This window comes from Baekduia sp. Peel2402 (assembly GCF_052567285.1).
Genome location: NZ_CP199582.1, coordinates 1521489 through 1542477 on the forward strand (window position 1 = coordinate 1521489; position 20989 = coordinate 1542477).

The 20989-nt window shown below is 71.4% G+C and carries 22 protein-coding genes and 1 tRNA gene; 13 read left to right on the top strand and 10 right to left on the bottom strand.

The window, feature by feature from the left end; genetic code table 11:
* The first annotated feature begins 10 nt into the window (after nt 1–10).
* A complete protein-coding gene (locus tag ACT01A_RS07475) occupies nt 11–322 on the top strand; it encodes a hypothetical protein (RefSeq protein WP_445151614.1) in 312 nt (103 codons plus the stop codon).
* Here ACT01A_RS07475 and ACT01A_RS07480 read toward each other — a convergent pair.
* Nucleotides 319–3354, bottom strand: a complete 3036-nt coding sequence (locus tag ACT01A_RS07480; protein ID WP_445151615.1) for a hypothetical protein — start codon at nt 3352–3354, stop codon at nt 319–321. The two genes, ACT01A_RS07475 and ACT01A_RS07480, sit on opposite strands and share 4 nt — an antisense overlap.
* Nucleotides 3355–3449: 95 nt before the next feature.
* On the opposite strand from ACT01A_RS07480, the gene ACT01A_RS07485 reads away from it, so the two are divergent.
* Nucleotides 3450–4892 (top strand): hypothetical protein, encoded by a 1443-nt coding sequence (locus tag ACT01A_RS07485; protein WP_445151616.1) that lies wholly within the window; start codon nt 3450–3452, stop codon nt 4890–4892.
* On the opposite strand, the gene ACT01A_RS07490 is transcribed toward ACT01A_RS07485, so the two are convergent.
* From ACT01A_RS07490 to ACT01A_RS07500, 3 genes are all read right to left on the bottom strand, one after another.
* The gene (locus ACT01A_RS07490) at nt 4864–7596 is read right to left on the bottom strand and encodes an AAA family ATPase (RefSeq protein WP_445151617.1); all 2733 of its coding nucleotides are present in this window, start codon (nt 7594–7596) and stop codon (nt 4864–4866) included. The genes ACT01A_RS07485 and ACT01A_RS07490 overlap by 29 nt on opposite strands.
* Nucleotides 7597–7887: 291 nt before the next feature.
* Nucleotides 7888–8583, bottom strand: a complete 696-nt coding sequence (locus tag ACT01A_RS07495) for a ZIP family metal transporter (RefSeq protein ID WP_445151618.1) — start codon at nt 8581–8583, stop codon at nt 7888–7890.
* Between the two features lie 57 nt (nt 8584–8640).
* Nucleotides 8641–9045, bottom strand: a complete 405-nt coding sequence (locus ACT01A_RS07500; RefSeq protein WP_445151619.1) for a VOC family protein — start codon at nt 9043–9045, stop codon at nt 8641–8643.
* Nucleotides 9046–9085: 40 nt separating this feature from the next.
* On the opposite strand from ACT01A_RS07500, the gene ACT01A_RS07505 reads away from it, so the two are divergent.
* Nucleotides 9086–9517, top strand: coding sequence for a hypothetical protein (locus ACT01A_RS07505; RefSeq protein ID WP_445151620.1), 432 nt, complete (start codon nt 9086–9088; stop codon nt 9515–9517).
* A gap of 1 nt (nt 9518) precedes the next feature.
* Here ACT01A_RS07505 and ACT01A_RS07510 read toward each other — a convergent pair whose 3' ends face one another.
* Nucleotides 9519–10157: a hypothetical protein gene (locus tag ACT01A_RS07510; RefSeq protein WP_445151621.1), complete on the bottom strand. Its 639-nt coding sequence runs from the start codon at nt 10155–10157 to the stop codon at nt 9519–9521.
* A 64-nt stretch (nt 10158–10221) separates the two neighbouring features.
* Here ACT01A_RS07510 and ACT01A_RS07515 point away from each other — a divergent pair, with 64 nt between their 5' ends.
* The 3 genes from ACT01A_RS07515 (at nt 10222) to ACT01A_RS07525 (ending at nt 11385) form a co-directional block, all read left to right on the top strand.
* Nucleotides 10222–10641 (top strand): type II toxin-antitoxin system Phd/YefM family antitoxin, encoded by a 420-nt coding sequence (locus ACT01A_RS07515; protein WP_445151622.1) that lies wholly within the window; start codon nt 10222–10224, stop codon nt 10639–10641.
* A 62-nt stretch (nt 10642–10703) separates the two neighbouring features.
* Complete coding sequence (locus ACT01A_RS07520; protein WP_445151623.1) at nt 10704–10955, top strand: hypothetical protein; 252 nt, start codon at nt 10704–10706, stop codon at nt 10953–10955.
* Nucleotides 10956–10992: 37 nt separating this feature from the next.
* Nucleotides 10993–11385, top strand: a complete 393-nt coding sequence (locus ACT01A_RS07525; protein ID WP_445151624.1) for a hypothetical protein — start codon at nt 10993–10995, stop codon at nt 11383–11385.
* 227 nt (nt 11386–11612) lie between these two features.
* Here ACT01A_RS07525 and ACT01A_RS07530 read toward each other — a convergent pair whose 3' ends face one another.
* Together ACT01A_RS07530 and ACT01A_RS07535 are read right to left on the bottom strand one after the other, a co-directional pair.
* Nucleotides 11613–12008 (bottom strand): hypothetical protein, encoded by a 396-nt coding sequence (locus tag ACT01A_RS07530; protein ID WP_445151625.1) that lies wholly within the window; start codon nt 12006–12008, stop codon nt 11613–11615.
* A gap of 133 nt (nt 12009–12141) precedes the next feature.
* Nucleotides 12142–12214: transfer RNA gene (locus ACT01A_RS07535), tRNA-Gly, on the bottom strand.
* 114 nt (nt 12215–12328) lie between these two features.
* On the opposite strand from ACT01A_RS07535, the gene ACT01A_RS07540 reads away from it, so the two are divergent.
* The 3 genes from ACT01A_RS07540 to ACT01A_RS07550 are packed head-to-tail and all read left to right on the top strand — an operon-like array spanning nt 12329 to nt 14121.
* The gene (locus ACT01A_RS07540; protein WP_445151626.1) at nt 12329–12892 is read left to right on the top strand and encodes a TlpA family protein disulfide reductase; all 564 of its coding nucleotides are present in this window, start codon (nt 12329–12331) and stop codon (nt 12890–12892) included.
* Nucleotides 12889–13347: a cytochrome c-type biogenesis protein gene (locus tag ACT01A_RS07545; protein ID WP_445151627.1), complete on the top strand. Its 459-nt coding sequence runs from the start codon at nt 12889–12891 to the stop codon at nt 13345–13347. Before ACT01A_RS07540 ends, ACT01A_RS07545 begins: the two co-directional genes overlap by 4 nt.
* A gap of 9 nt (nt 13348–13356) precedes the next feature.
* Nucleotides 13357–14121 (top strand): cytochrome c biogenesis CcdA family protein, encoded by a 765-nt coding sequence (locus ACT01A_RS07550; RefSeq protein ID WP_445151628.1) that lies wholly within the window; start codon nt 13357–13359, stop codon nt 14119–14121.
* A 6-nt stretch (nt 14122–14127) separates the two neighbouring features.
* Here the strand turns inward: ACT01A_RS07550 and argS are convergent, their stop codons facing one another.
* A complete protein-coding gene (gene argS, locus ACT01A_RS07555; protein WP_445151629.1) occupies nt 14128–15759 on the bottom strand; it encodes an arginine--tRNA ligase in 1632 nt (543 codons plus the stop codon).
* A gap of 24 nt (nt 15760–15783) precedes the next feature.
* Entirely contained in the window at nt 15784–16194 is a 411-nt protein-coding gene (locus ACT01A_RS07560; protein ID WP_445151630.1) for a 23S rRNA (pseudouridine(1915)-N(3))-methyltransferase RlmH, read from the bottom strand.
* Nucleotides 16195–16263: 69 nt separating this feature from the next.
* Here ACT01A_RS07560 and ACT01A_RS07565 point away from each other — a divergent pair, with 69 nt between their 5' ends.
* Genes ACT01A_RS07565 through ACT01A_RS07580 form a run of 4 tightly spaced genes read left to right on the top strand, consistent with a single transcriptional unit; the run spans nt 16264 to nt 19762 of the window.
* The gene (locus tag ACT01A_RS07565) at nt 16264–16995 is read left to right on the top strand and encodes a metallophosphoesterase family protein (RefSeq protein ID WP_445151631.1); all 732 of its coding nucleotides are present in this window, start codon (nt 16264–16266) and stop codon (nt 16993–16995) included.
* Nucleotides 16996–16997: 2 nt separating this feature from the next.
* Nucleotides 16998–17558: a hypothetical protein gene (locus ACT01A_RS07570; protein WP_445151632.1), complete on the top strand. Its 561-nt coding sequence runs from the start codon at nt 16998–17000 to the stop codon at nt 17556–17558.
* Nucleotides 17555–18796 (top strand): protein kinase domain-containing protein, encoded by a 1242-nt coding sequence (locus tag ACT01A_RS07575; protein WP_445151633.1) that lies wholly within the window; start codon nt 17555–17557, stop codon nt 18794–18796. Before ACT01A_RS07570 ends, ACT01A_RS07575 begins: the two co-directional genes overlap by 4 nt.
* A 12-nt stretch (nt 18797–18808) precedes the next feature.
* Complete coding sequence (locus tag ACT01A_RS07580) at nt 18809–19762, top strand: SDR family oxidoreductase (RefSeq protein ID WP_445151634.1); 954 nt, start codon at nt 18809–18811, stop codon at nt 19760–19762.
* On the opposite strand, the gene tgt is transcribed toward ACT01A_RS07580, so the two are convergent.
* The gene (gene tgt / locus ACT01A_RS07585; protein ID WP_445151635.1) at nt 19763–20953 is read right to left on the bottom strand and encodes a tRNA guanosine(34) transglycosylase Tgt; all 1191 of its coding nucleotides are present in this window, start codon (nt 20951–20953) and stop codon (nt 19763–19765) included.
* Between the last annotated feature and the right edge of the window lie 36 nt (nt 20954–20989).

The window sequence follows — 20989 nt, forward strand, 5'->3', positions numbered from 1 at the left end:
CTACCGCTCTGTGAGCATCGAGGCGATCGTGATCGCGGCCATTCACGGCCAGGCACCGCTGCGGTTCAGCTATGAGGGGGACGAACGGCCCGAGCGCCTCGGGCATCCGCACGCGCTGTTCCTCGACGTCAACGGCGGCGTCGCGTGCGTGGACATCTGGCAGGTCGGCGGTTTCACGCGCTCGGGCACGCTCCCGACGTGGCGCACGTTCTTCCTGGACAAGATCGTCGCGGCGGAGCAGGTCGAGTCGAAGTTCGAGCTCGCGCCCGGCTGGGACCCGCTCGGCGACAAGTACGCCGGCGGGATGGTGGCGATGGTCTAGCTCGTCTTCTTCCCGGCCTTCAGCGTCGCGCTCGCGAGCGGGCCCTTGGCGTTGCCGGGCGTGAGGCCGCGGACGGTGACCTTCACGGCGGCGGTGGCTGCGATGCCCGTGAGGACCGTGGAGTGGCCCTTCGCCGGGATGATCCGCAGGAGCTGCGTGCCGTCGGGCAGCGCGATGTGGACGGCGTGGCGGAAGCCCGCGCGGGGCGCGCGCCAGGCGATCGTGACCTTGGTGGCCTTGCGCGTGAGCTTCAGCGCCTTTGGCTTGGCCGGCGTCACCGCCGACGCCGCCCGGAAGGAGGCGACGGTCAGCGTCGCGCGTGGGCGGCCGTTCTGCTGGACCGACGCCACCACCTTGCGCACGCCGGCCGACCCGCGGGTGGGCGTGAACGTCACGCGCCTGCTGGCGGCCGATGTCGTCTTGATCACGCGCCGCGCGTCCTTGCCGGACTCGACGAACGTGACCTTCTGGCCCGGGATCCGCGTCAGCTTCCACGACAGCACGCGCTTGGTCCCGCGCCGCGTGACCGTCGCGTGGACCTTCGGCTTGGGCAGGCCCTTGGCGTAGCGCACGACGGCCACCGGGACGCTGCCGTCGGAGCGCAGCCGCCACGTGCCGGCCGCGGGCTTGCGGACGGCAACGAGCGTCGTGCCGTCCTCTAGCAGCGCCGCCAGGATCCCGTCGCGCTTGATGTAGGGGTTGGCCTTGTTCACCGTGATGGTCCGGCCGCCGGGCGCGGTCAGCGTGACGCCGGGCGCGATCCCAGGCGCCGCTGCCCCGCGGCCGCGGACCTGCCAGGCCGCCAGCGGCACCCCGGGCGGGATCTCCACCGCGCCGAGCGAAGCCCCACCGCCGCCCGCCTGCGCCCCGCTCGCCGTCGGCTTCTGCGGGCGCCAAGGCGCGAGGTCGCAGCCGGTGAACGCGTCGAAGTCGCCGCTCCAGGTCGCCGCCGCGCCGACGCCGTACCCGTACACCTGGACGCAGCCGGCGATCCCGATGCTCGACACCAAGGCCTTGGCGCCCGCGCACGGATCCGGGAGCCAGTCAACGTGCAGGCAGCCCTCCAGCGAGCCCTCCACGTTGAACGCGCTCAGCCCCGCGACCCAGCCGTTGACGCCGCCCTTCAGCCCAAGCGGCCCGAAGGACCAGTCGACGCCGCCGCCGAACTCGAACAGCCCGAACGACGAGTACTTCAAGTACGCCGAGCCGATCGTCCACTTGCCGCCGAGCTTCGCGTTGCCGTTGACCTCGACCACGAACGGGTCGCCGAGCGCCGCCTTCAGCGTGCCGCCGACGCTGACCGCGACCTTGCCACCGACCGACGGCCCGCCGCTCAGCCCGATCGAGCCCGACAGCGACAGCGCCGGCGTCCGCTGCACGCCGAACCCGAGCGACTGCAGGTAGACGCCGGCGCCGATCGGGGTGTTCAGGTTCCCCACGCTGGCGTTGAGCCGGTCGAAGTCACCGTTCTTGATCCCGAACCCGGCGCCGACCGTCAGCTTCTTGGCGAAGTTCAGCGTGGCCTGAACGCTGCCGTTCCAGTTCCCGTTGTTCTCGTAGTGCAGCTGGACGCTGTCGAGCGTCAGCGCCAGCGCCTGGACCTTGGCGACCTTCAGGTCGAACCCGGCGAAGTCCGTGTTCCCGTTGTTGGAGGCCGTCAGCGTCGCCGACGTCGTGATCGCGCCGAGATAGTTGAAGGGCCAGAAGTCGAGCTTGAACGTCGGCGTGATCTGGGTCTTGGCCTCCTTGGTGAAGACCGTGGTCAGGCCCGTGATCGGCAGCCCGGCGACCGACAGGACCCGCCCGGCCGACGCGCCGATGCCGGTGACCTCGTGCGATCCCGACCCGCCCTTGGAGAAGTCGAAGTCGATCAGCCCGGCGTAGATCTGGATGTCGGGCGTGGCGTCGATCGCGACCGCCCAGGTCGAGTTGGGGCTCTTGATCGTCTTCTTGTCGTCGTCGATGACCAGCGTGCGCTGGCCGTCCAGCGGCGTGAAGACGAGCCCGTTGATCCGCAGGACCTGGTTGGTGATCTCATGCTGGTGCAGGCCCTCGCCGAACTTGTGGAAGCAGCCGTCAGCGCGAGCGTCGACGTACTCGAAGCCCACTTGGTGGTCGCAGTTCTGCTTGATCCGCGTGGAGAACGTGATCGACCGCGCAGCGGGGCCGACGGGCGCGCCGCCGGTGGGCGTCGCCGTGACGGTCGCGGTCGCGTAGTCGGTCGTCGACGCGCCGGCGGGCGCGGTCAGCGTCAGCACCGTGTGCGTGTCGGTGCCGCCGAGCGGGTTGGGCGCAAACGACGCGGTCATCCCCGGCGGCAGGCCGGAGATCGCGAACGTCACGTCGCCGTTGGAGCTGTTCAGGCGCGACAGGTCGAGGCCGACCGGCGTCGAGGTCCCCTCCAGCACCTCGGCGACGCCCGGGTTGCCGCTGATCGCGAAGTCCGCCGGCGCGGGTGCGTCCGGGTAGGTGATCGACAGGTCGTCCATCGCCACGTTGGAGGCGTACTGCGTGTAGAGCACGAACGACGCGATCGCGGCGCCGTGGACCGTCATGGTGGTGGTGAACGGGGCGTTCTCGGTGACCGTCGCGTTGGCGGTGTCGATCAGCGCGCCGCTCGCGTCGTAGGCACGCAGCTCCAGCGGCGCGGTGTTCGCGTTGCCGGTGTCGAGGTAGCCGACTTGAACGCTGACCTGCGTGGCCGACGCGCTCAGCCGCCCGCGCGTGATCGCGGGGCGGAACTCGCCGCAGTCGTCGGTCCCGCCAATGCACGTGTTGAAGTCGGCGACCTGCGTGCCCGAGCTGGCTTTGCCCGGCGCGCTGCGGACGACCGGTGCGATCCCGTTGTCGTCGGGATGCCCGGGCACCTGGCCCGGGAACGTCACGCCCGCCGAGGCCGCGTACTGTCCCTTGACCGTCGTCCCGGCCGCCAGGTCATCAAACGACACCGTCTTGACCGCCGCCCCCGCGCCCGGCGCCGCGATTAGCAGCACCGCGGCCACGAAGGCCCCCACCCACCAGCGTCCGCCCATGCCTCGCACCCCACCAGAGGACCCCGGACCGCTCAATACGTCGAACCCCTACGTTTCTCGGATCCGTGTGCACCCTCGTCTAGGGTCCGCGACCTATGAGGCCCCGTCCGCTCGCCGCCGCACTTGCCGTCCTCGCATTGTTGGCCGGTGCGACCGCCGCGCCGGCGAGCGCCGCCGCGCCACCCAACGACGCACGCGCAGACGCGGCGCAGCTGCCCGCGCCGCCGTCGAGCGTGTCCGGCACGACCGTGGGCGCGAAGGTCGACGCCACGGTCGAGCCGTACGGGAACTGCGGTTCGACGGGTGCATCGGTCTGGTACAAGCTCGACGCCGCGGCCGACGGGCGGCTGATCGTCTCGCTGAAGGCCTCCGGCGACCTCGACGCGATCGTCGACGTCTTCCGCCGCGTCCGCTCGCAGGCGACCGCCGTCGCGTGCGACGCCACCGACAAGTCCGGCGACGCGTCCGCCACGTTCAAGGTCAAGAAGGGCGAGAGCTACCTGGTCCGCGTGGCCGCGCTGCCCAACTCTGCGGCCGGGACGTTCAAGCTCGACCTCGGGACCGCCGTGCCCGAGCCGTCGGCCCCGGGCGCGCAGCTGCCGGCGCGCGGCGTCACGCGGACGCTGGACCGCGTCGGGCACGTCGCCGACGGCTTCTCGGCGCGGCTGCGCAGCGGCGTCGCGTACCGCATCAACTTGGCGTCGCTGTCGGAGGACGGCTGCGTGACGCTGTCGGTCTACGGGCCGGGAACGTCGTCGTTCGACGATGACGACCCGGAGCGGACGCTGACCTGCGGCGGCTACGTCCTGCTCACGCCCGGTCCCGGCGAAGGCGGTCGCTACAGCTTCCTGGCGCGGGCGGCGTCGTCGATCCGCGGCGCGCAGCGCTACCACCTACAGGTCGCGCGGGCGGGCGGCGACGACACCGCGCCCGGCATCTTCATCCACAACTTCGCGCGCGTGCGCGGCGCGGTGAAGGGCGCGGGCGTCGACGTGGTCGATCTGTACCGGTTCGACGTCAAGACGCGCTCGACGCTGTTTGCGTCGCTGGCGACGGGCGGATCGCTCGACTTGGTGTTGTTGCGCGACGACGGCCGTCGCCTGGCCTGCGCGTGCGACGAGGACGGCGGCGCCGAGCTGCACCGCGGGCTGCGGCCCGGCCGCTACTTCCTGGCGGTCCGGGCGCGCGACGGCAGCAACGCGCGCTACACGCTGCGGCGCGCGTCGCGGACGATCACCAAGTCCAAGATCCAGGTCAACGGCAAGCGCGTGGCGCAGGTGTCGCCGGGGACGACCGTGCGCGTCGCGGTCGTGACGTCGCCGAACGTGTCCGGGCCGGTGACGATCACGATCGAGCGCTTCGATCCGTTGAGCGGCTGGCAGTTCGTGCGCCGCGTGCACTCTGGCGGCTCGATCGCGTTCACGCCGCCCGCGGTCGGCAAGTACCGGTTCCGCGGGTCCTTCGACGGGACGCGGGGCGCGGCGCCGTCGAACACCGGCACCGCGCGGCTTACCGTGGCCGGTCCGCTGGTGGAGTGAGCGCGGCGGCGTTGGCGCCGGCGTCGACCTCAGCCATGCGGCGCCCGAGCTGCGCGCGCGAGCTGATCTCCAGCTTGCGATAGACGCGGGCGAGCGTCGCCTCGACCGTGCGTGGGGAGACGAACAGCGTCGCGGCGACCTCGCGGTTGGTGCCGCCTTCGGCGATCAGCGCGGCGATGCGGCGCTCGGAGTCGGTCAGGCCTTCGGATGTCGTGCGGCGCGGGCGGACGCGCTCCAGCTCATCGCGCGCCTGCTGGGCCCAGAGCGGCGCGTGCAGCGCGGTGAACGCCGCCAGCGCGGGCTCCAGCGCCTCGCGGGCCGCGCGGCGCTGCCGACGGCGGCGCCGCAGGCCGCCGAGGACCAGCAGCGTGCGGGCGCGCTCAAGCGGCATCGCGGGCAGGCGCTCGTGGTGGGCGAGCGCTTGGGCGCAGGCGTCCTCCGCAGCGTCGAGGTCGCCCTGGGCGGCGTGCAGGAGCGCGCGGGCGCGAGCCCCGGCGGCCTGGGCCCAAGCGCGGTCCAGCGTCGCGCCGCGCTCCTGGAGCCAGGCGACGATCGGCTCGGCCTCCTCGGCGCGGCCAGTGGCGATCAGCGCCTCGGCGGCGTCGGCGACGAGCAGGACGGCGGCGGGCTCGGCGTTTGGCGTTGCCACGACCATGGCGGCGAGCGCGCCGACGCGGGCGGCGGCGGCCTCGGCGTCGCCGAGCGCCAGGTCAAGCTGGGCGAGCGTCGTGAGCGGCATCAGCGCGCCGAGCATCGAGCCATCCTCGGAGAACGTGGTCAGCGCCTGCTCGGCGGCGGCGCGAGCGGTCGCGGCGTCGCCGGTCCAAGCCGCGACCTGCGCGCGCGTGGAGGCCGCGATCGCGCGGGCGGTGCGGGTGCCGAGCTGCTCGGCGTGGTCGTCGGCCTCGTCGGCGATCGCGCGGGCGCCGTCGGCGTCACCGCGCCATAGGCGCAGCGTGATCGCGTGGATCGCGGTGTAGATCAGCTCGACGTCCTCCCCACGCTCGCGACACCGCGCCCGCACCGCGTCGACCGCGTGCTGTGCCGCGTCCACGTCGCCTACGTAGGTGTACAACAAGGCGGCGAGCAGCGACGGGCGGTGGAACACGAAGCAGCGCCGGTCGGGATCCTCCAGCGCGAGCGCTTGTTGAAGGCCTTGCTCGTCGAGGCCGTGGCCGAGCAGCGTCGCGACCGTGATCTGCACGGTCTTGGCCTGGGCGAGCAGGCCGTCGTCTCCGAGCGCCGCGGCGTCGCGCGCGGCCTGCTCGACCAGCGGCTCGGCCGCGGCGACGAGGCCCTGGTTGGTGAGGACGAAGCTCAGCTCCAGGGCGGTGGTGACGGCGAGCGCGCCGCCGGACGGGGCTTCTTGTAGGGCTTGGGTCAGGACCTGCGCCGCCTCGGCGTAGCTGCCGTCGCGATGGCGGATCGTGCCGAGCAGGCTGCGGGCGGCGGCGGGCGCGTCGAGGTCCGGGATCGCGCTCTCAAGCAGGGCGCGGGCGCGGTCGGTGTCGCCCGCGTCGAAGTGGTGGGTGGCGGCGCGTGCGCGACGCTCGGGTGTATCGGCGCCCAGCGCGCGGGCGAGGTCCAGCAGCTCGGCGGCCGCGGCCGGCGCGCCGCGGGTGGTGGCCAGCGCGGCGGCCTCGTCGAGCGCGGCGATCGTCGCGGCGTCCGGCTGGACGCTCGCGCGGGCGAGATGGCGGGCGCGCTGCTCGGGGTCGGTGACGAGCTCGGCGAGGCGGGCGTGGATTGCGCGCCGCTGGGCGGCCGCGACGTGCTCGGCCGCGCCCGCGGCCAGGAGCGGGTGGGCGAAGGCGACGGCGCCTTGGGTGAAGGTGATGATGTCGGCGGCCTCGGCCTCGGTGAGCGCGGCGACGACGTCGAGGTCCGGCAGCGCGGCGGCGATCAACGCGATCTCTGGCCTTTCCAGCGCGGCCGCGGTGGCGAGGGCGAGGCGGACGTCGGGCGGCAAGCCGTCGAGGCGGTCGGAGACCAGGTCGTTGAGCGTGTCGGGCAGGCGCGTGGCGTCCGGCGCGCGGGCGATCTCCAGCGCGAAAAGCGGGTTGCCGCCGGAGAGCGCCTCCACGCGCTGGGCGGCGGCGGGGCTGAGCGGCGCGCGGAGGCGGCGGCGGATGAGACGGCCGATGCTGACGGACGGGAGCGGGCCGACGGGCAGGCGGTGGGCGTCGAGGCGGTCGGCGGGCGGGTGGCTGGCGGCCAGGAGGCCGACGCGGCCGGTGACGCGGCGCAGCGCGAAGCCCAGCGCGGAGGTGGTCGAGGCGTCCAGCCATTGGAGGTCGTCGACGAGGATCAGGACGGGCGCGGTTGTCGCGAGCGCCTCGATGGTCGTGAGCAGCGCGGCGGCGACAGCGCGGTGGTCCGGCGCGCGGGCGGTGGCGGCGTTCCCGCGCAGGAGCGCAGCGTCCAGGGCGGCGCGCTGGGCGGGCGGGAGCGCGTCGAGCGGCACGTCGCGCAAGAGGTCGGCCAGGCCGGCGTGGGCCATCCGGACCTCGGTCGGCACGGGCCGCGCGGCGAGGATCCGGAAGCGACGGGTGACGGCGAGGTCGCGGGCGGCGTCCAGCAGCGTGGTCTTCCCGATCCCGGGCTCGCCTTCGAGGATCAGCGCCGCGGGCCCCGCGGACGTCGCCTCGAGAAGGCCCTCCACCGCCGCGAGCTCATCGTCGCGGCCGACGATCGCACTCCGCACAAGGCGGAGCCTAGGCGAAGGCTGCTCGATGTGGAAACACCCGATGCGGAAAAGACCACCCATTCCTAGGGTTCGGCGGCGATGCGCACGCGATCGAGGCCGGGTCGCTCGACGACTTCAAGAACATGAAGTTGGACGCCGACCAGAAGACCTCGTCGCCGTTCTACGTGCACGTCGACGTCAAGAACGTCGGCGATGAGGACCTCTCGGACTCCTCGCCCGGGCGTGCGGTGGATCGTGTTTGACGAGAAGAGCGGGAAGTCCAACCTGGACTGGAAGGAGGTCCGGGCCTCAGCTGAGCCCGTCGAGCGCGGCGGCGACGGCGAAGCCCAGGACGGTCACCAGCCCTGCCCAGTCGCCGCCCTTGCGGACGGCCTCGGGGATCATCGTGTCGATCAACATCACCAACAACGCGCCGGCCGCGAAGCCGTCGACCGCAGCGTGGAGGTTGCCGGAGACCGTGTCGGCGATGCCGTAGCCCACAACGGTCGACGCGGCGCAGACGAGCGCGACACCAACCCATAGGCGTTGGATCGCGCCGTTGCGCCGGCCCGCCTGGCGCATGTCGGCCGAGGAGCCGATGGCCTCGGGCAGGTTGGACACGAAGATCGCGACGAGCAAGCCGATCGAGACGCCGCCGCCCGTGGCGATCCCGATGCCGAGCACGAGCTGCTCGGGGATGCCGTCGAGGAACGCGCCGAGCGCGAGCGAGGTGCCGCCGCCGCGGGAGCTCTTCCTGCCGACGACGCGATCGAGCGTGAAGTACGTCAACGCGCCCGCGGCCAGGCCGATGGCGGTGATGCCGTGATCGCCGAGCTTCGCACCCTCCGCCGCGAGGTCGAAGCTGACCGCGCTGATCAGCGCACCCGCGCCGAACGCCAGCACGAGCCCGACCGCACGATCGGGCCAGCGCCGCGCGCCGCCCAGCAGCGCGCCGAGGACCAGCGACGACGCCGCCAGCGCACCCCACCCGATCGCGGTTCCCATGTTCGAATGACGATACGGGAGCCGCGGGCGGGCGGGGCGGGTCGCAGCCGTGCGGTCCTACGCCGCGGGGACCTCGACAACCGCGATGTTGTTGCCGTCGAGGTCGCGCATCATGAACAACTTGGGCGCACCAGGGGCGTCCATCGGGGCGTCGACGTCGATGCCCTCGATCGCGCTGAGGCGCTCGTACTCGGCCTGCAGGTTCGTGGTCTCGACGCCGATCCCGCCGCCGCCGGGCTGGTACGGGCCCATCGGCGGGTTGAGTGCCAGGCGGGCGCCCGAGCCGGGCGGCGCGACCTCCAGCCAGCGGTTCTCACCGTTCTCGCCGAACGTGACGTCGGCGCGGACCTCCCAGCCCAGCTTGTCCGTGTACCAGGCCAGCGCCTGGTCCTGGTCGGCGATGGTGAACATCGCGACGCCGAGGTTCGTGACCGTCGTAGGGGTGTTGGTGGTTTCGCTCATGCCCGGTAAGACTGACGGCCTGCCGGGAACTCATCGGGTCATGAGCGATCTCTCCGACTTCGACGCCCTCATCGGCACCTGGACGACCACGGCGACGCACCCGCAGATGGATGCGACCGTCGCCGGTCGCACGACCTTCGAGTGGCTGGACGGTGGGAAGTTCCTCATCCAGCGCTCGCACAACGAGCACGAGCTCTTCCCCGACGCGATCGCGGTGATCGGGCCGCCCGAGGACGGCGACGGGTTGTTGATGGAGTACTTCGACTCCCGCGGCGTCCGGCGCACCTACGTGATCGCCCTGGAGGACGGCGTCCTGCGCGTGTGGCGCGACCACCCCACGTTCGCTCAGCGCTACAGCGCGACCCTCGCCGACGACGAGTTCCGCGGGCTGTGGCAAGCCGCGGAGACGCCGGGCGATTGGCGCGACGACCTCGCGGTGACGTACCGCCGCGTCCTCGAGACGCCGTCGTAGCTCAGCGCTGCCGGCGCTGCACGAACTCGATGCCGGTGACCTTGTCGAGGTCGACCCGCCCGAGCACCATCGCGGTCGAGAACCCTTCGCTCCCGATCTCGCCACTCCGCGCGCCGGTGACGACCGCCCGCAGCGCCTCGAAGCGCTCGTCGTCGCCGACGGCCTTGCGGCCGGAGTCCAGCACGACCAGGTGCGAGCCCGCGCGCCGATCGGCGAGCTTGGCCAGCGCGGTGCGCAGCTCAGCCGAGAGGTCCCCGGTCTCGATCACCGTCGCCTGCCCTTCGGCCTGACGCTCAGCGACGCGCTTGCCCACCAGCTGCAACGTGACCTCCGTGACCCGCTCCGGCCCCACCTTCTCGGCCACCGCGCGCGCCAGCACGTCGTAAGAGATCAGCGCCGGCCGCGGCAGCATGCGCGCGACGAGCCGATGAACCGTCACCGCATCCGCGCCCGTGAAGACCACCAAGCTGCCCGCCGGAAAGCTCAGCGTGTCGGACGCCGCGACCGGCAGCGCCTTCCCGGGAGGCCGGGGCGGGCGTCCGGGGCCGGAGCTCGCACGCTGCGGACGCTCGGACGACCAACCGGTCCGCTCATCAGCACCGATCTTGACCGACCGCACGCCGCCATCACTTGAAGCCATGCCCAAGACGGTAGTGGCGCGAGGGCCTTGCCCGCTTTGTGGCCGGCCAGGGAGAATTCTGGTCATGCCCGAGATGCTGCCGCTCTCATCCGTCAAGACCCGCCTCTCCGAGCTCGTCGGTCGGGTCGAGGGCGAGCATGACCGCGTCGTCGTCACGCGCAACGGCAGGCCCGCCGCGGTCCTCATCAGTTACGAGGATCTCGAAGGCCTCGAAGAGACGCTCGCCGCGCTCTCCGACCCGAAGCTCATGCAGCAGATCCGCGACAGCGAAGCTGCCGCCACGAGGACGGCGTTGTCTCCCTCGATGACCTTTGCGCGAAGCTGCGCGGCGATACGCCTCCGGCGTGAGCGCGAGCCCTGGCAGATCGTAGTCACCGGATCGTCGCCCGGATCGTCACAGCGCTTGCCGTCGCTCACAGCGCCGACGTGTAACGAGTCCCATGAGCCGAACTGGCAAGATCCGCGCAACAACGCGAACAGTTGAACAAGACGCTGCAATCACGCGTTTCGACGCCGTGAGGCAGCGACACTTCGAAAGGACAGCGAATGGGTGTTGGCGACCAGGCGAGAAAGACCCTCACAGTTGCCCTGGACAAGGGAATATCGGTTCAGCAGCCGACGGTCGAGAAGTACATCGCGCGTGCGAAGCAGCGCAACCCCGCTGCCAACCCGTCGGAGGTGATCGTCTCTCTCGAGAGGCAGTACCTGTCGGCCGTCATCGCGCTCGGAGGGGCATCAGGTGCTTCAGCCGCTGCGCCCGGCGTCGGCACCGGGGTGGGCCTCGTCGTCAACATCTGAGGTCGGAGCCTTCATCGAGGCCAGCGCGTTGTTCAGCATGGCCGTCTCCGAGGTCCACGGAGTCCAGATCAACGATCTTGAGCGACGTCGCACCCTGCTCATGGGTGTACTCATGGGGAACAGCGGGAGCCGGATCGTCGAGAAGGTGGCGGGACGGACAGGAGCCCACTGGGCGAAGACGGTCGTCAAGGCTGTGCCGATGGCGAGGATCGATGCCGTGAACAAGGTCCTCGGACCACGGTTCATCACGAAGTACGGAACCAAGCAGGGGGTCCTCGTCCTTGGACGCGACCTGCCGCTTGGCATCGGCGCAGCAATCGGCGCCGGAGGAAACGCTGCGTTTGGCCGGATGGCTGTTAGCGGAGCTCGACGTGCCTTTGGCCCAGCGCCCGAAGTCTGGCCGTCGAAGCTCGCCTCGCTTGATCCGTGATTTGAACGTCCTGGGAGGCCCGAACTACGCCGGCGGCTAGCTCAGGCCGGACTGAATCCGACTATCTGGGGTCCAAAACGCAGCTGGGCGACGCAAATGCGCCGCCCAGCCGGACGCCCGGGGCTATATTGGCGACCAAGCCAACCCCGAGCGCACTGTGAAGGATACCCTTCTCAGTCTTGTAGCGGAAGGGCGATTGGCGCCGCCGCCCGCCCGCGCTCGCTGCACTAGACCTGCGCGAGGAGGCGGTCCAGCGTGATGGCGGCCTCGCGGTCGCGGTCGACCAGGTCGCGGTCCCAAGTTTCCTGTTGGACGCGGTCGATGTTGGTGTGGCCGAGGTCGAAGCGCCGACGGTGAAGCTGTTCGATGAAGCCGGCGGTGAACGGGACGTCGACGGTCGCGGGCGGGTCGTCGGGGCGGCGCCAGCCGATCGCGTCGAGGACGGCGAAGGCATCGCGGTAGATGACCGAGAGCGCGTGCTGGGCCTCGGGGCCGAATTCGAGGATCTCCTCGAAGTAATAGTGGTTGGCCTCCAAGACCACGAGGGTCCGGAGACGGAGGGTGTCGGCCGTGGACGGGTCGACGGAAACGACGCAAGCGTCGTTACGCTGCGCGGTGCTCATGGAGGTCACTCTCCGGGGCCATGCCCCCGGCCGGTCGCACGGCGCGGGGGCGCTTTTTTAGTGGCGATCGACAGTACTTGTCGACGGGGCCGGAACGACGAAAGCCCCGCAAACGGCGGGGCTTTCGGAACAGAGCGGGCGACGGGGGTCGAACCCGCGACCTTTGGCTTGGGAAGCCAACGCTCTACCAACTGAGCTACACCCGCGCGGGAGAGGGCAGTCTACCGGACCCCGTGCGCTGGGACGGTTCGCATCGAACCCGCGTATATGGCGGGTTGGGTGCGAAGCGTGGTGCGCAGGCGCGGAATACCCTGTTGTGCGTGACCGAGAAGCGTCAGCGGGGTGTTGTGCCGATCGTCGTCGGGGTTCTGGCGCTGGCGCTGGTCGGGTTGCTGGTCTACGGCGTCGTGCACGGCGGCGATGACACGACGCTGGATGATGCGGTGAAGAAGGGCGAGTTGCCGACCGCGCCGGGGCGGGATGTCGCAAGGCCGCTGCTGAACGGCAGCGGGACGGCCAAGATCTCCGACTACAGCGGCAAGGTCGTGGTCCTCAACTTCTGGGCGTCGTGGTGTGAGCCGTGCATCGACGAGGCGCCGGTGCTCGAGAAGGCGCAGAAGGCGCTGACGGCGTCAGGCGCTGGCACCGTCCTTGGCGCGACCTACCAGGACGTCAGCGACAAGTCGGCGGAGTTCGAGAAGGAGCACGGGATCACGTATCCGTCGGTGCGCGATCTCGATACGAAGCTCGCGCAGAAGTACGGGACGTCGAAGCTGCCGGAGACGTTCGTGCTGGATCGCAAGGGACGGGTCGTCGCGATCTCGCGCGGGCAGATCTCCCAGTCGTTCCTGGACGCGGCGATCAAGAAGGCGGAGGCGTCGTGAGGCGCGCGCTGCTGTTGATGATGGCGATGCTCCTGGCGCTCACCGCGGTCGCCGGAGCGGCCACCCCGAAGACCTCCGTCACCGACATCGAGGACGAGGTCATGTGCGTCGCGTGCGGCGTGCCGCTCGATATCGCCGAGTCCCCGCAGGCGACACAGGAGCGCCAGTACATCCGCTCGCTGGTTGCGCAGGGCAAGACCAAGCAGGAGGTCAAGGACCAGCTCGTCGCCGAGTACGGCGACCGCGTCCTGGCGACGCCGAAGGACAGCGGGTTCGGCCTGGCCGCGTACTTGGTGCCGATCGCGATCGTGCTGATCGCCATCATCGCGGGGCTCTTCTTCGTCCCGAAGTGGCGCGCGAAGAAGGGCGGGGACGACCCAAGCGACCAAGGCCCGAGGCTGAGTGACGCAGACTCGCGCCGCCTGGAGGAAGATCTCGCCCGCTACGAGGTCTAGCTACTCACGATGTCCGCCGCCCTGATCGCCCAGTCCCACGTCGACACCACCGTCTTCGCCGCCTTCGCGGTCGGCTTCGTGTCGTTCATCTCCCCCTGCGTCCTGCCGCTCGTGCCGGGCTACCTGTCCGCCATCTCCGGCGTCTCCCTCGAGGAGATCCGCGGCGAGGAGCGCCCGCTGGGCAAGATCCTCGGCCCCGCGCTGATCTTCTGCCTCTCCTTCACCGTCATGTTCGTCGCGCTCGGCATGAGCGCCACCGGCATCGGCTCGACGCTGCACGACCACCAGACCACGCTGAACCGCATCGCCGGCTGGCTGATCGTCGTCCTCGGCGTCTTCTTCGTCCTGACCCTCTTCGTCCCGCGCTTCAACCGCGAGTGGCGCCCCGAGGCGCTCATCACGCGCGCCGGCGCGGGCGGCCCGGTCATCGCCGGCCTCGCGTTCGCCGTGGCCTGGACGCCCTGCGTCGGGCCGACGCTCGCCTCCATCCTCGCCGCGGCAAGCACGAGCGACACCGTCGGCAAGGGCGGCCTGCTGCTCGCCTGCTACTCGCTCGGCCTGGCCATACCCTTCCTCGTCACCGCCGTCGCCTTCGACCGCGCCACCGGCGCCTTCCGCTGGCTGCGCGACCGCCACGTCTGGGTCACCGCCATCTCCGGCGGGATCCTGATCGCGATGGGGCTGCTGATCCTCAGCGGCGAGCTGACGGTGCTGAACTCCAAGGCCCAGGAGTGGCTCTCCAACGTGGGCCTGGACTTTATCTACAACTTGTAGCGACCCCTACATCTCGGTCGGCGCCGAGACGCCGAGGAGATCCAGCGCGCGACCGATCGTCCGCTGCGTGGCGACGCTCAGGGCGATCCGGAAGGACTCCAGCTCGACCGGCTCCACGCCGACGACCTGGCAGTCGCGGTAGAACGCCGAGAAGGCCTGCGACAGCTCCAACGCGTAGGACGCGATGCGGTGCACGGAGCGCCGCTCGGCGGCTTCGGTGGCCTCGGCGGGCCACGCCAACAGCTTGGCGATCAACGCGCGCTCGGACGCGTGCAGCGACAACCCCGTTGCCGGGAAGCCCTCGGCCAAAGCGTCAGCGACCCGCACATCGCCGGCCTTGCGCAGCACCGCCGAGATCCGCGCGTGCGCGTACTGCACGTAGTACACGGGGTTCTCGCTCGTCTCCGACGTCGCGAGCTCCAGGTCGACCTCGATCGTCGTGTCGTGCGAGCGGTTCAGCAGGAACCACCGCGCCGCGTCAACGCCGATCTCCTCGACCAGCTCGTCGAGCGTCACGAACTCGCCGGCGCGCTTGGACATCGAGACCTTCTCGCCCGCCCGGACGAGGTGCACGAACTGCATGATCAACAGGTCGAGCCGGTCGGGCTCCCCGCCGAGCGCCTCGTAGGCGGCGCGCATCCGCGCGATGTAGCCGTGGTGGTCGGCGCCCAACACGTACACCATGCGATCGAAGCCGCGCTCGCGCTTGTTCTGCGCGTAGGCGATGTCCGACGCGAAGTACGTGTGCTCGCCCGTCGACCGCTCGATGACGCGGTCCTTGTCGTCGCCGAAGTCGGTCGTCCGCAGCCACAGCGCGCCGTCGTTCTCGTAGGTGTGGCCCTGCGCGGCGAGGACGTCGAAGCCGTGCCGGACGCCCTCAGGGTGCAGCGACTCCTCGCTAAACCACACGTCGAACTCCACGCCGAACGCGTGCAGAGAATCCCGCGCCCGCGCGACCATCATCGCTACCGCCTCGCGGCCGACCTCGTCCACGGGACGCGTCGCGGCATCGGAGATTTCCAGCGCCAGCGTCGCCACGTAGTCGCCCACGTAGCCGTCCTCCGGGACCTCCTCGCCCCGCGCGCGCGCCTGCACCGACCGCCCGAAGTTCGCCACCTGCGACCCGAAGTCGTTGATGTAGAACTCGCGCGTCACGTCGTGGCCGACGAACGAGAACAGCCGCGCCAGAGCATCGCCGTAGGCGGCGTTGCGCGCGTGGCCGACGTGCAGCGGCCCGGTCGGGTTGGCGGAGACGAACTCGACGTCGACCTTCTCGAAGACCGAGGCGCCCCCGGCGCCGTAGGTGTCGCCGGCGGTCAGCACATGGGCCAACGCGTCGACGTACCAGACGTCGCTCAAGAACAGGTTCAAGAACCCCGGCCCCGCGACCTCGACGCGCTCCAACGAAGCGCCGAGCCGATCCGTCAGCCCCGCGACCAGCTGGTCCGCCACATCCCGCGGCTTGGCCTTCATCACCGGCGCCAGCAGCATCGCCGCGTTCGTCGCGTAGTCCCCGTGGTCGGCCTGGCGCGGGCGCTCCAGCGACGGGCGCGACTTCGGAAACGGCGCGTCGGTCGCCGCCGCGTCGGTCGCGACGGCCTCGACGGCTTCACGGAGCTGGTCGACGGGAGAAGGCATCTCCCTCCATCCTACGACCGGCGGTCAGTAGTGGTAGGGCTCGTTCCCCAGGATCTTGTGCGCGCGGTAGACCTGCTCCAGCAGCATGACCCGCGCGAGCTGGTGGGGCAGCGTCATCGGCCCGAACGACAGCCGGTGGTCGACGTGGTCCAGCTCGACGCCGCCGAACGCGCCGCCGATGACGAACCAGACGTCGCGCCCCTCGTGCCGGCGCTTCTCGATCCAGCGCGAGAACGCGACCGAGTCCATCGCCTCGCCGCCGCTGTCCAGCAGCGACACGAAGGCCCGCTCCGGGATCCGCTTGGCCACCTGCTCGTCGTCGCGGACCTCGATCACCTCGACCCGCGCCTGGCCGCCGAGGAGCTTGCGGTAGTGGGCGACGTCGTCCGCATACGGCGGCTTGATCCGGCCCACGGCCAGCACGACGAGTTTCATCGCCTCGATCCTGCCAGGCCGCTCGATAGCCTGGAAGAGGGTCTGGGCGCCGACGGGCGTCCTTTTCGCATGCGCATCGCTGTCCTCTCCGACATCCACGGAAACATCCACGCCCTCGACGCGGTCTTAGCCGACGTGGAGCGCGAGGACGTGCACGACATCTGGTGCCTAGGCGACGTGGTCGGCTACGGCGCCGATCCCAACGACTGCTGCGAGCGGATCCGCGCCGAGGCGGACGTCGTCCTGTGCGGCAACCACGACATGGCCGTCACCGGCGAGCTGTCGCTGGAGGAGTTCTCGCGCGGCGCCGCGATCGCCGCGCGCTGGACGCAGGAGGTCCTGCACCCGGACAATGCCGCGTGGCTGCGGGCGCGATCCCCGGCCGGTGAGATCCGCGACGTCGGCCTCTTCCACGGCTCGCCGCGCGATCCGGTCTGGGAGTACGTGCTCTCCAGCCTGCTCGCCGAGCTCTGCTTCGACGCGATGAGCCAACGGATCGGGCTCGTCGGCCACTCGCACGTCGCGCTGAGCTTCGTGCGCCCCGAGGGCGAGCCGGCGACCGGCGAGCCGCGCAAGGGCGGCGACGCCGTCGATCTCTCGACCGGCGAGTGGATCCTCAACCCTGGCTCCGTCGGCCAGCCGCGCGACGGCGACCACCGCGCCGCCTGGCTGCTGCTCGACCTCGACCTGATGCGCGCCCAGTGGCGGCGCACCGAGTACGACGTCTCCGCCGCCCAGGCCGCGATCCGGGCCGCCCGCCTGCCCGCCTCGCTGGCCGAGCGCCTGGAGTACGGTCAATGAGCGTGCCTCGCGCGCCCCTCCCCCACCTCGTCGCGCTGATCCTCGGCGTGGCCGCCGCCCTCGCGGTCGGCTGCGGCGACCGCTCGAACCTGATCCCGGCCAGCAAGGCCAACGCGATGGAGCAGCAGCTCGCCGACATTAAGGCGCGCATCGACCAGGGCGACTGCAACGGGATCACGGCCGACGTCCGCAAGTTCCGCCTGGCCGTCACCGACGACCTGAGCGGCAAGGTCGACCGCGAGCTGCGCCAGCGCCTGCGCGAGGGCGCCGACTCGCTGGCCGCGCACGCGGCGACCGACTGCGCCGAGGTCCGCGACGGGCTGACGCAGCCGACCGAGACGACCGACACGCAGACCACCGAGACCGAGACGACGCCGACGGAGACCGAGACCACGGTCACGACGACGACGCAGCCGACCGACACGACGGCCCAGCCGACGACCTCGACGCCCAGCACGACGGAGCCGTCGACCGCGACGCCCGGCGGCGTCACGGGCACGACGCCCGACAACGGCAACGGCGGCGTCGTCCCGCCCGAGGACGACGGGACGGACACCCCGTGAGCGCCAAGGGCACCATCGCCGGCCGCTACGAGTTGGGCGACCGCCTCGGCCTCGGCGGCATGTCCACCGTGTTGGTCGCGTTCGACACGCGGTTGGAGCGCTACGTCGCGATCAAGCTGCTGGCCGAGCACCTCGCCGACGACGCGCAGTTCGTCACGCGCTTCCGCCGCGAGGCGATGGCCGCGGCGCGGCTCGTCCACCCCAACATCGTCCAGGTGTACGACTACGGCCTCGACGAGCCGAGCGGTCGCTACTACATCGTGATGGAGCGGATCGTCGGCCCGTCCGGCGCGCAGGTCCTGCGCGACCGCGGCAAGCTGCCGATCGACGAGGCCGTCGACTGGATCGCCCAGGCCTGCCGCGGGCTGGAGTACGCGCACCGCAACGGGCTGGTCCACCGCGACGTCAAGCCCGGCAACCTGCTGCTCTCCGAGAGCGACGGCACGATCAAGCTCGCGGACTTCGGGATCGCCAAGACCGCGTCTGAGGAGTCCTCGATCACGCAGGTCGGCTCCGTGCTCGGCACCGCGGCGTACCTCGCGCCCGAGCAGGCCGCCGGCGAGGAGGCCGGCCCGGCCGCCGACCTGTACGGGTTGGGCGTCGTCGCCTACCAGCTGCTGGCCGGCCGGCTGCCCTACGAGGCGGCGTCGCTGACCGAGCTCGCGTTGAAGCAGCAGCGCGAGGTCCCGCCGCCGCTGCACCACGTTGACCCATCGATTCCGCCGCAGCTCGCGGTGGCGGTCGAGCGCGCGCTGGCGCTGACGCCCCAGGCGCGTTACGCGTCGGCCGACGAGATGCGCCAGGCGATCATCGACGGCGCGCGCGGGATCGGTCCGGAAGCGGATGCCACGCGGGTGGTCGACGGGGCACGCGGCGACGACCCCACCGCCGCGACCTCGGTCTTCGCGGGCGATGCCGGCGCGCCGGTCGTCCTGCCGCGCGAGCCGCGCCAACCCCGCACCGCCGCGCCGCCCGCGCAGCCGCGCCGCGTCGCCCAAGACGCCCCGCCCCCGCGCGCCGCCGCCACGCGTCGCGACGCGCGCAAGAAGAAGCGCGGCGGCTTCCGGCGCTTCGTCACGTTCCTCTTCCTCCTCGCGCTGCTGGTCGCCGCGGGCGCCGCCGCCTACGTCGCGACCTCGCAGGACAAGGCCTCGGTGCAGCTGCGCCAGGTCGTCGGAGACGACGCGCGGCAGGTCGTCGACGACCTGATGCAGCTCATTCAGGACAACACGCAGTAGCGTCCGGGCCATATGGCCCGCTCGCGAGAGACCTACGACGTACGCGGCAAGGTCGCGCTCATCACCGGTGCCGCCCGTGGCATCGGCCTGGAGACCGCGCGGCGGCTGCACGCCCAGGGCGCTTCGGTCGCGCTCGTCGGCCTGGAGCCCGAGCTGCTGGCCGCCAACGCCAAGGAGCTCGGGGACGACCGCGCCGCGGCGTTCACCGCCGACGTCACGGACCCGGAGCAGCTCTCCGCCGCGGTCGACGGCGCGGTCGCGCGCTTTGGCGGGATCGACGTCGTCGTCGCCAACGCGGGCGTCGCGAACGTCGGGACGATCGGCGGGATGGCCGTCGCCGACTTCGAGCGCGTGATCGAGGTCAACCTGCTCGGCGTCTGGCGCACGGTCCGCGCGACCTACGCCCACGTCGTCGAGCGCAAGGGCTACATTTTGGTCATCTCCTCCATGTCGGCGGTCGTGCACCTGCCGCTGATGGGGCCGTACACGATGTCCAAGGCCGGCGTGGAGGCGTTTGCCGACTCGCTGCGGATGGAGGTCGCGCACACCGGCACGAAGGTCGGCGTCGCCTACTTCAGCTTCATCGACACCGACATGGTCCGCGACTCGTTCGCCCACCCGGCCGCCGCGGCGTCGCGGCGCGGCCAGCCGAAGTTCATGACCCAGCCGATCCCGCTCTCGGCGGCGGGCGACGCGATCGACCGCGCGATCTCCGGGCGTCTGCGGATCGCCTACGCACCGCGCTGGTCAGGCGTGCTGATCAAGCTGCGCGGGATCGTGCAGCCGCTGGTCGAGGCCGGGAACCGGCGACGGCCCAAGGACACCATCAAGGCGATCGAGGCCGCGCAGGCGGCCGAGCGCGGCGAAGGCGGCGGCGACGCGCCGACCGGCACGCACGTCGACGCCAAGTACGCCAAGCCGGAGCCGCCCAAGGGCACGTTGCCCCGCGTCGGCAGCGGCGACTAGCTACGGGGCGAGGCCCCCGCGCAGCGCCGCCGCCTCCTCCGCGAGGCGGCCGTCGATGATCGCCTGGCGTAGGCGGGTCATGGTGCGGCGGACGAATGCGAGGTTGTGGACGACCAGCAGGCGCAGGCCGGTCAGCTCGCGTGCCGCGACGAGGTAGCGCAGGTAGCCGCGGGTGAAGCCGGCCTCGCAGGTCGGGCACGGGCAGCCCTCGTAGATCGGGTCGTCGGAGTCCTTGAAGCGGCCGGCGGTGAGGTCGACGCGCCAGCGCTTGTCGGGGTCCGGAACCAGCGCCACGCCGTGGCGGCCCAAGCGTGTGGGCATCGCGCAGTCGAAGGTATCGATGCCCAGCTCGGTGCCGCGGATCAGGTCGTCGATGTCCCCGATGCCCAGCAGGTGACGCGGCGGCGCCTCCGGCAGGATCGACGTCGCCATCTCGACGACCTCGTACATCTGCGGCTTGTCGGCGCCGAGCGAGCCGCCGATCGCGACGCCGTCGGCGCGGGACTCGGCGATCACGCGCGTGGACTCCTGGCGCAGGTCCTCGTAGACGCCGCCCTGGACGATCCCGTACACCAACTGCCCGTCCGGCCCGTTGGCGTCGTGCCAGTCCAGGCAGCGCTCCAGCCAGCGGTGGGTGCGCTCGGTCGAGCGCGCGGTGTAGTCCTTGGACACGTTGAACGGCGTGCACTCGTCGAAGACCAGCGCGATGTCGGAGCCCAGCGCGGCCTGGATCGCCATCGAGTCCTCAGGCGCCAAGAACTTCTCGCTGCCGTCGATGTGGCTGCGGAACGCGACGCCCTCCTCGGTGATCTTCAGCGTCTTGCCATGGCGCTCGCCGCCGTGCGCGGCGCGGCCCTTGATCTCGTCGGCGACCGTGCCGTGGCCCATAGAGAAGACCTGGAAGCCGCCCGAGTCGGTGATGATCGGATGGTCCCAGCGCATGAACTCGTGGAGGCCGCCGAGCCCCTGGATCCGCTCGTGGCCGGGCGTGAGGAACAGGTGGTAGGTGTTGCCCAAGACCATGTCGAAGCCGAGGTCGCGGACCTCGGCCGGCGTCAGGCCCTTCACGGTGGCCTTGGTCGCCAGCGGGACGAACGCGGGTGTGCGGATCTCGCCGTGGGCGGTGCGCAGGATCCCGGCGCGGGCCAGCGTCTTCGGGTCGCGGGCGAGGATCTCCAAGGGGGAAGCCATCGCGCTGAAACCTAGCGGGCGTCCGCGGTTCGCTAG

Bases quoted from the DNA above. Each gene is read 5' to 3' on its own strand.
- ACT01A_RS07480 (WP_445151615.1), bottom strand. From the start codon at position 3,354: ATGGGCGGACGCTGGTGGGTGGGGGCCTTCGTGGCCGCGGTGCTGCTA.
- ACT01A_RS07485 (WP_445151616.1), top strand. From the start codon at position 3,450: ATGAGGCCCCGTCCGCTCGCCGCCGCACTTGCCGTCCTCGCATTGTTG.
- ACT01A_RS07495 (WP_445151618.1), bottom strand. From the start codon at position 8,583: ATGGGAACCGCGATCGGGTGGGGTGCGCTGGCGGCGTCGTCGCTGGTC.
- ACT01A_RS07500 (WP_445151619.1), bottom strand. From the start codon at position 9,045: ATGAGCGAAACCACCAACACCCCTACGACGGTCACGAACCTCGGCGTC.
- ACT01A_RS07505 (WP_445151620.1), top strand. From the start codon at position 9,086: ATGAGCGATCTCTCCGACTTCGACGCCCTCATCGGCACCTGGACGACC.
- ACT01A_RS07510 (WP_445151621.1), bottom strand. From the start codon at position 10,157: ATGGCTTCAAGTGATGGCGGCGTGCGGTCGGTCAAGATCGGTGCTGAT.
- ACT01A_RS07515 (WP_445151622.1), top strand. From the start codon at position 10,222: ATGCCCGAGATGCTGCCGCTCTCATCCGTCAAGACCCGCCTCTCCGAG.
- ACT01A_RS07520 (WP_445151623.1), top strand. From the start codon at position 10,704: ATGGGTGTTGGCGACCAGGCGAGAAAGACCCTCACAGTTGCCCTGGAC.
- ACT01A_RS07525 (WP_445151624.1), top strand. From the start codon at position 10,993: ATGGCCGTCTCCGAGGTCCACGGAGTCCAGATCAACGATCTTGAGCGA.
- ACT01A_RS07530 (WP_445151625.1), bottom strand. From the start codon at position 12,008: ATGAGCACCGCGCAGCGTAACGACGCTTGCGTCGTTTCCGTCGACCCG.
- ACT01A_RS07550 (WP_445151628.1), top strand. From the start codon at position 13,357: ATGTCCGCCGCCCTGATCGCCCAGTCCCACGTCGACACCACCGTCTTC.
- argS (WP_445151629.1), bottom strand. From the start codon at position 15,759: ATGCCTTCTCCCGTCGACCAGCTCCGTGAAGCCGTCGAGGCCGTCGCG.
- ACT01A_RS07560 (WP_445151630.1), bottom strand. From the start codon at position 16,194: ATGAAACTCGTCGTGCTGGCCGTGGGCCGGATCAAGCCGCCGTATGCG.
- ACT01A_RS07565 (WP_445151631.1), top strand. From the start codon at position 16,264: ATGCGCATCGCTGTCCTCTCCGACATCCACGGAAACATCCACGCCCTC.
- ACT01A_RS07580 (WP_445151634.1), top strand. From the start codon at position 18,809: ATGGCCCGCTCGCGAGAGACCTACGACGTACGCGGCAAGGTCGCGCTC.
- tgt (WP_445151635.1), bottom strand. From the start codon at position 20,953: ATGGCTTCCCCCTTGGAGATCCTCGCCCGCGACCCGAAGACGCTGGCC.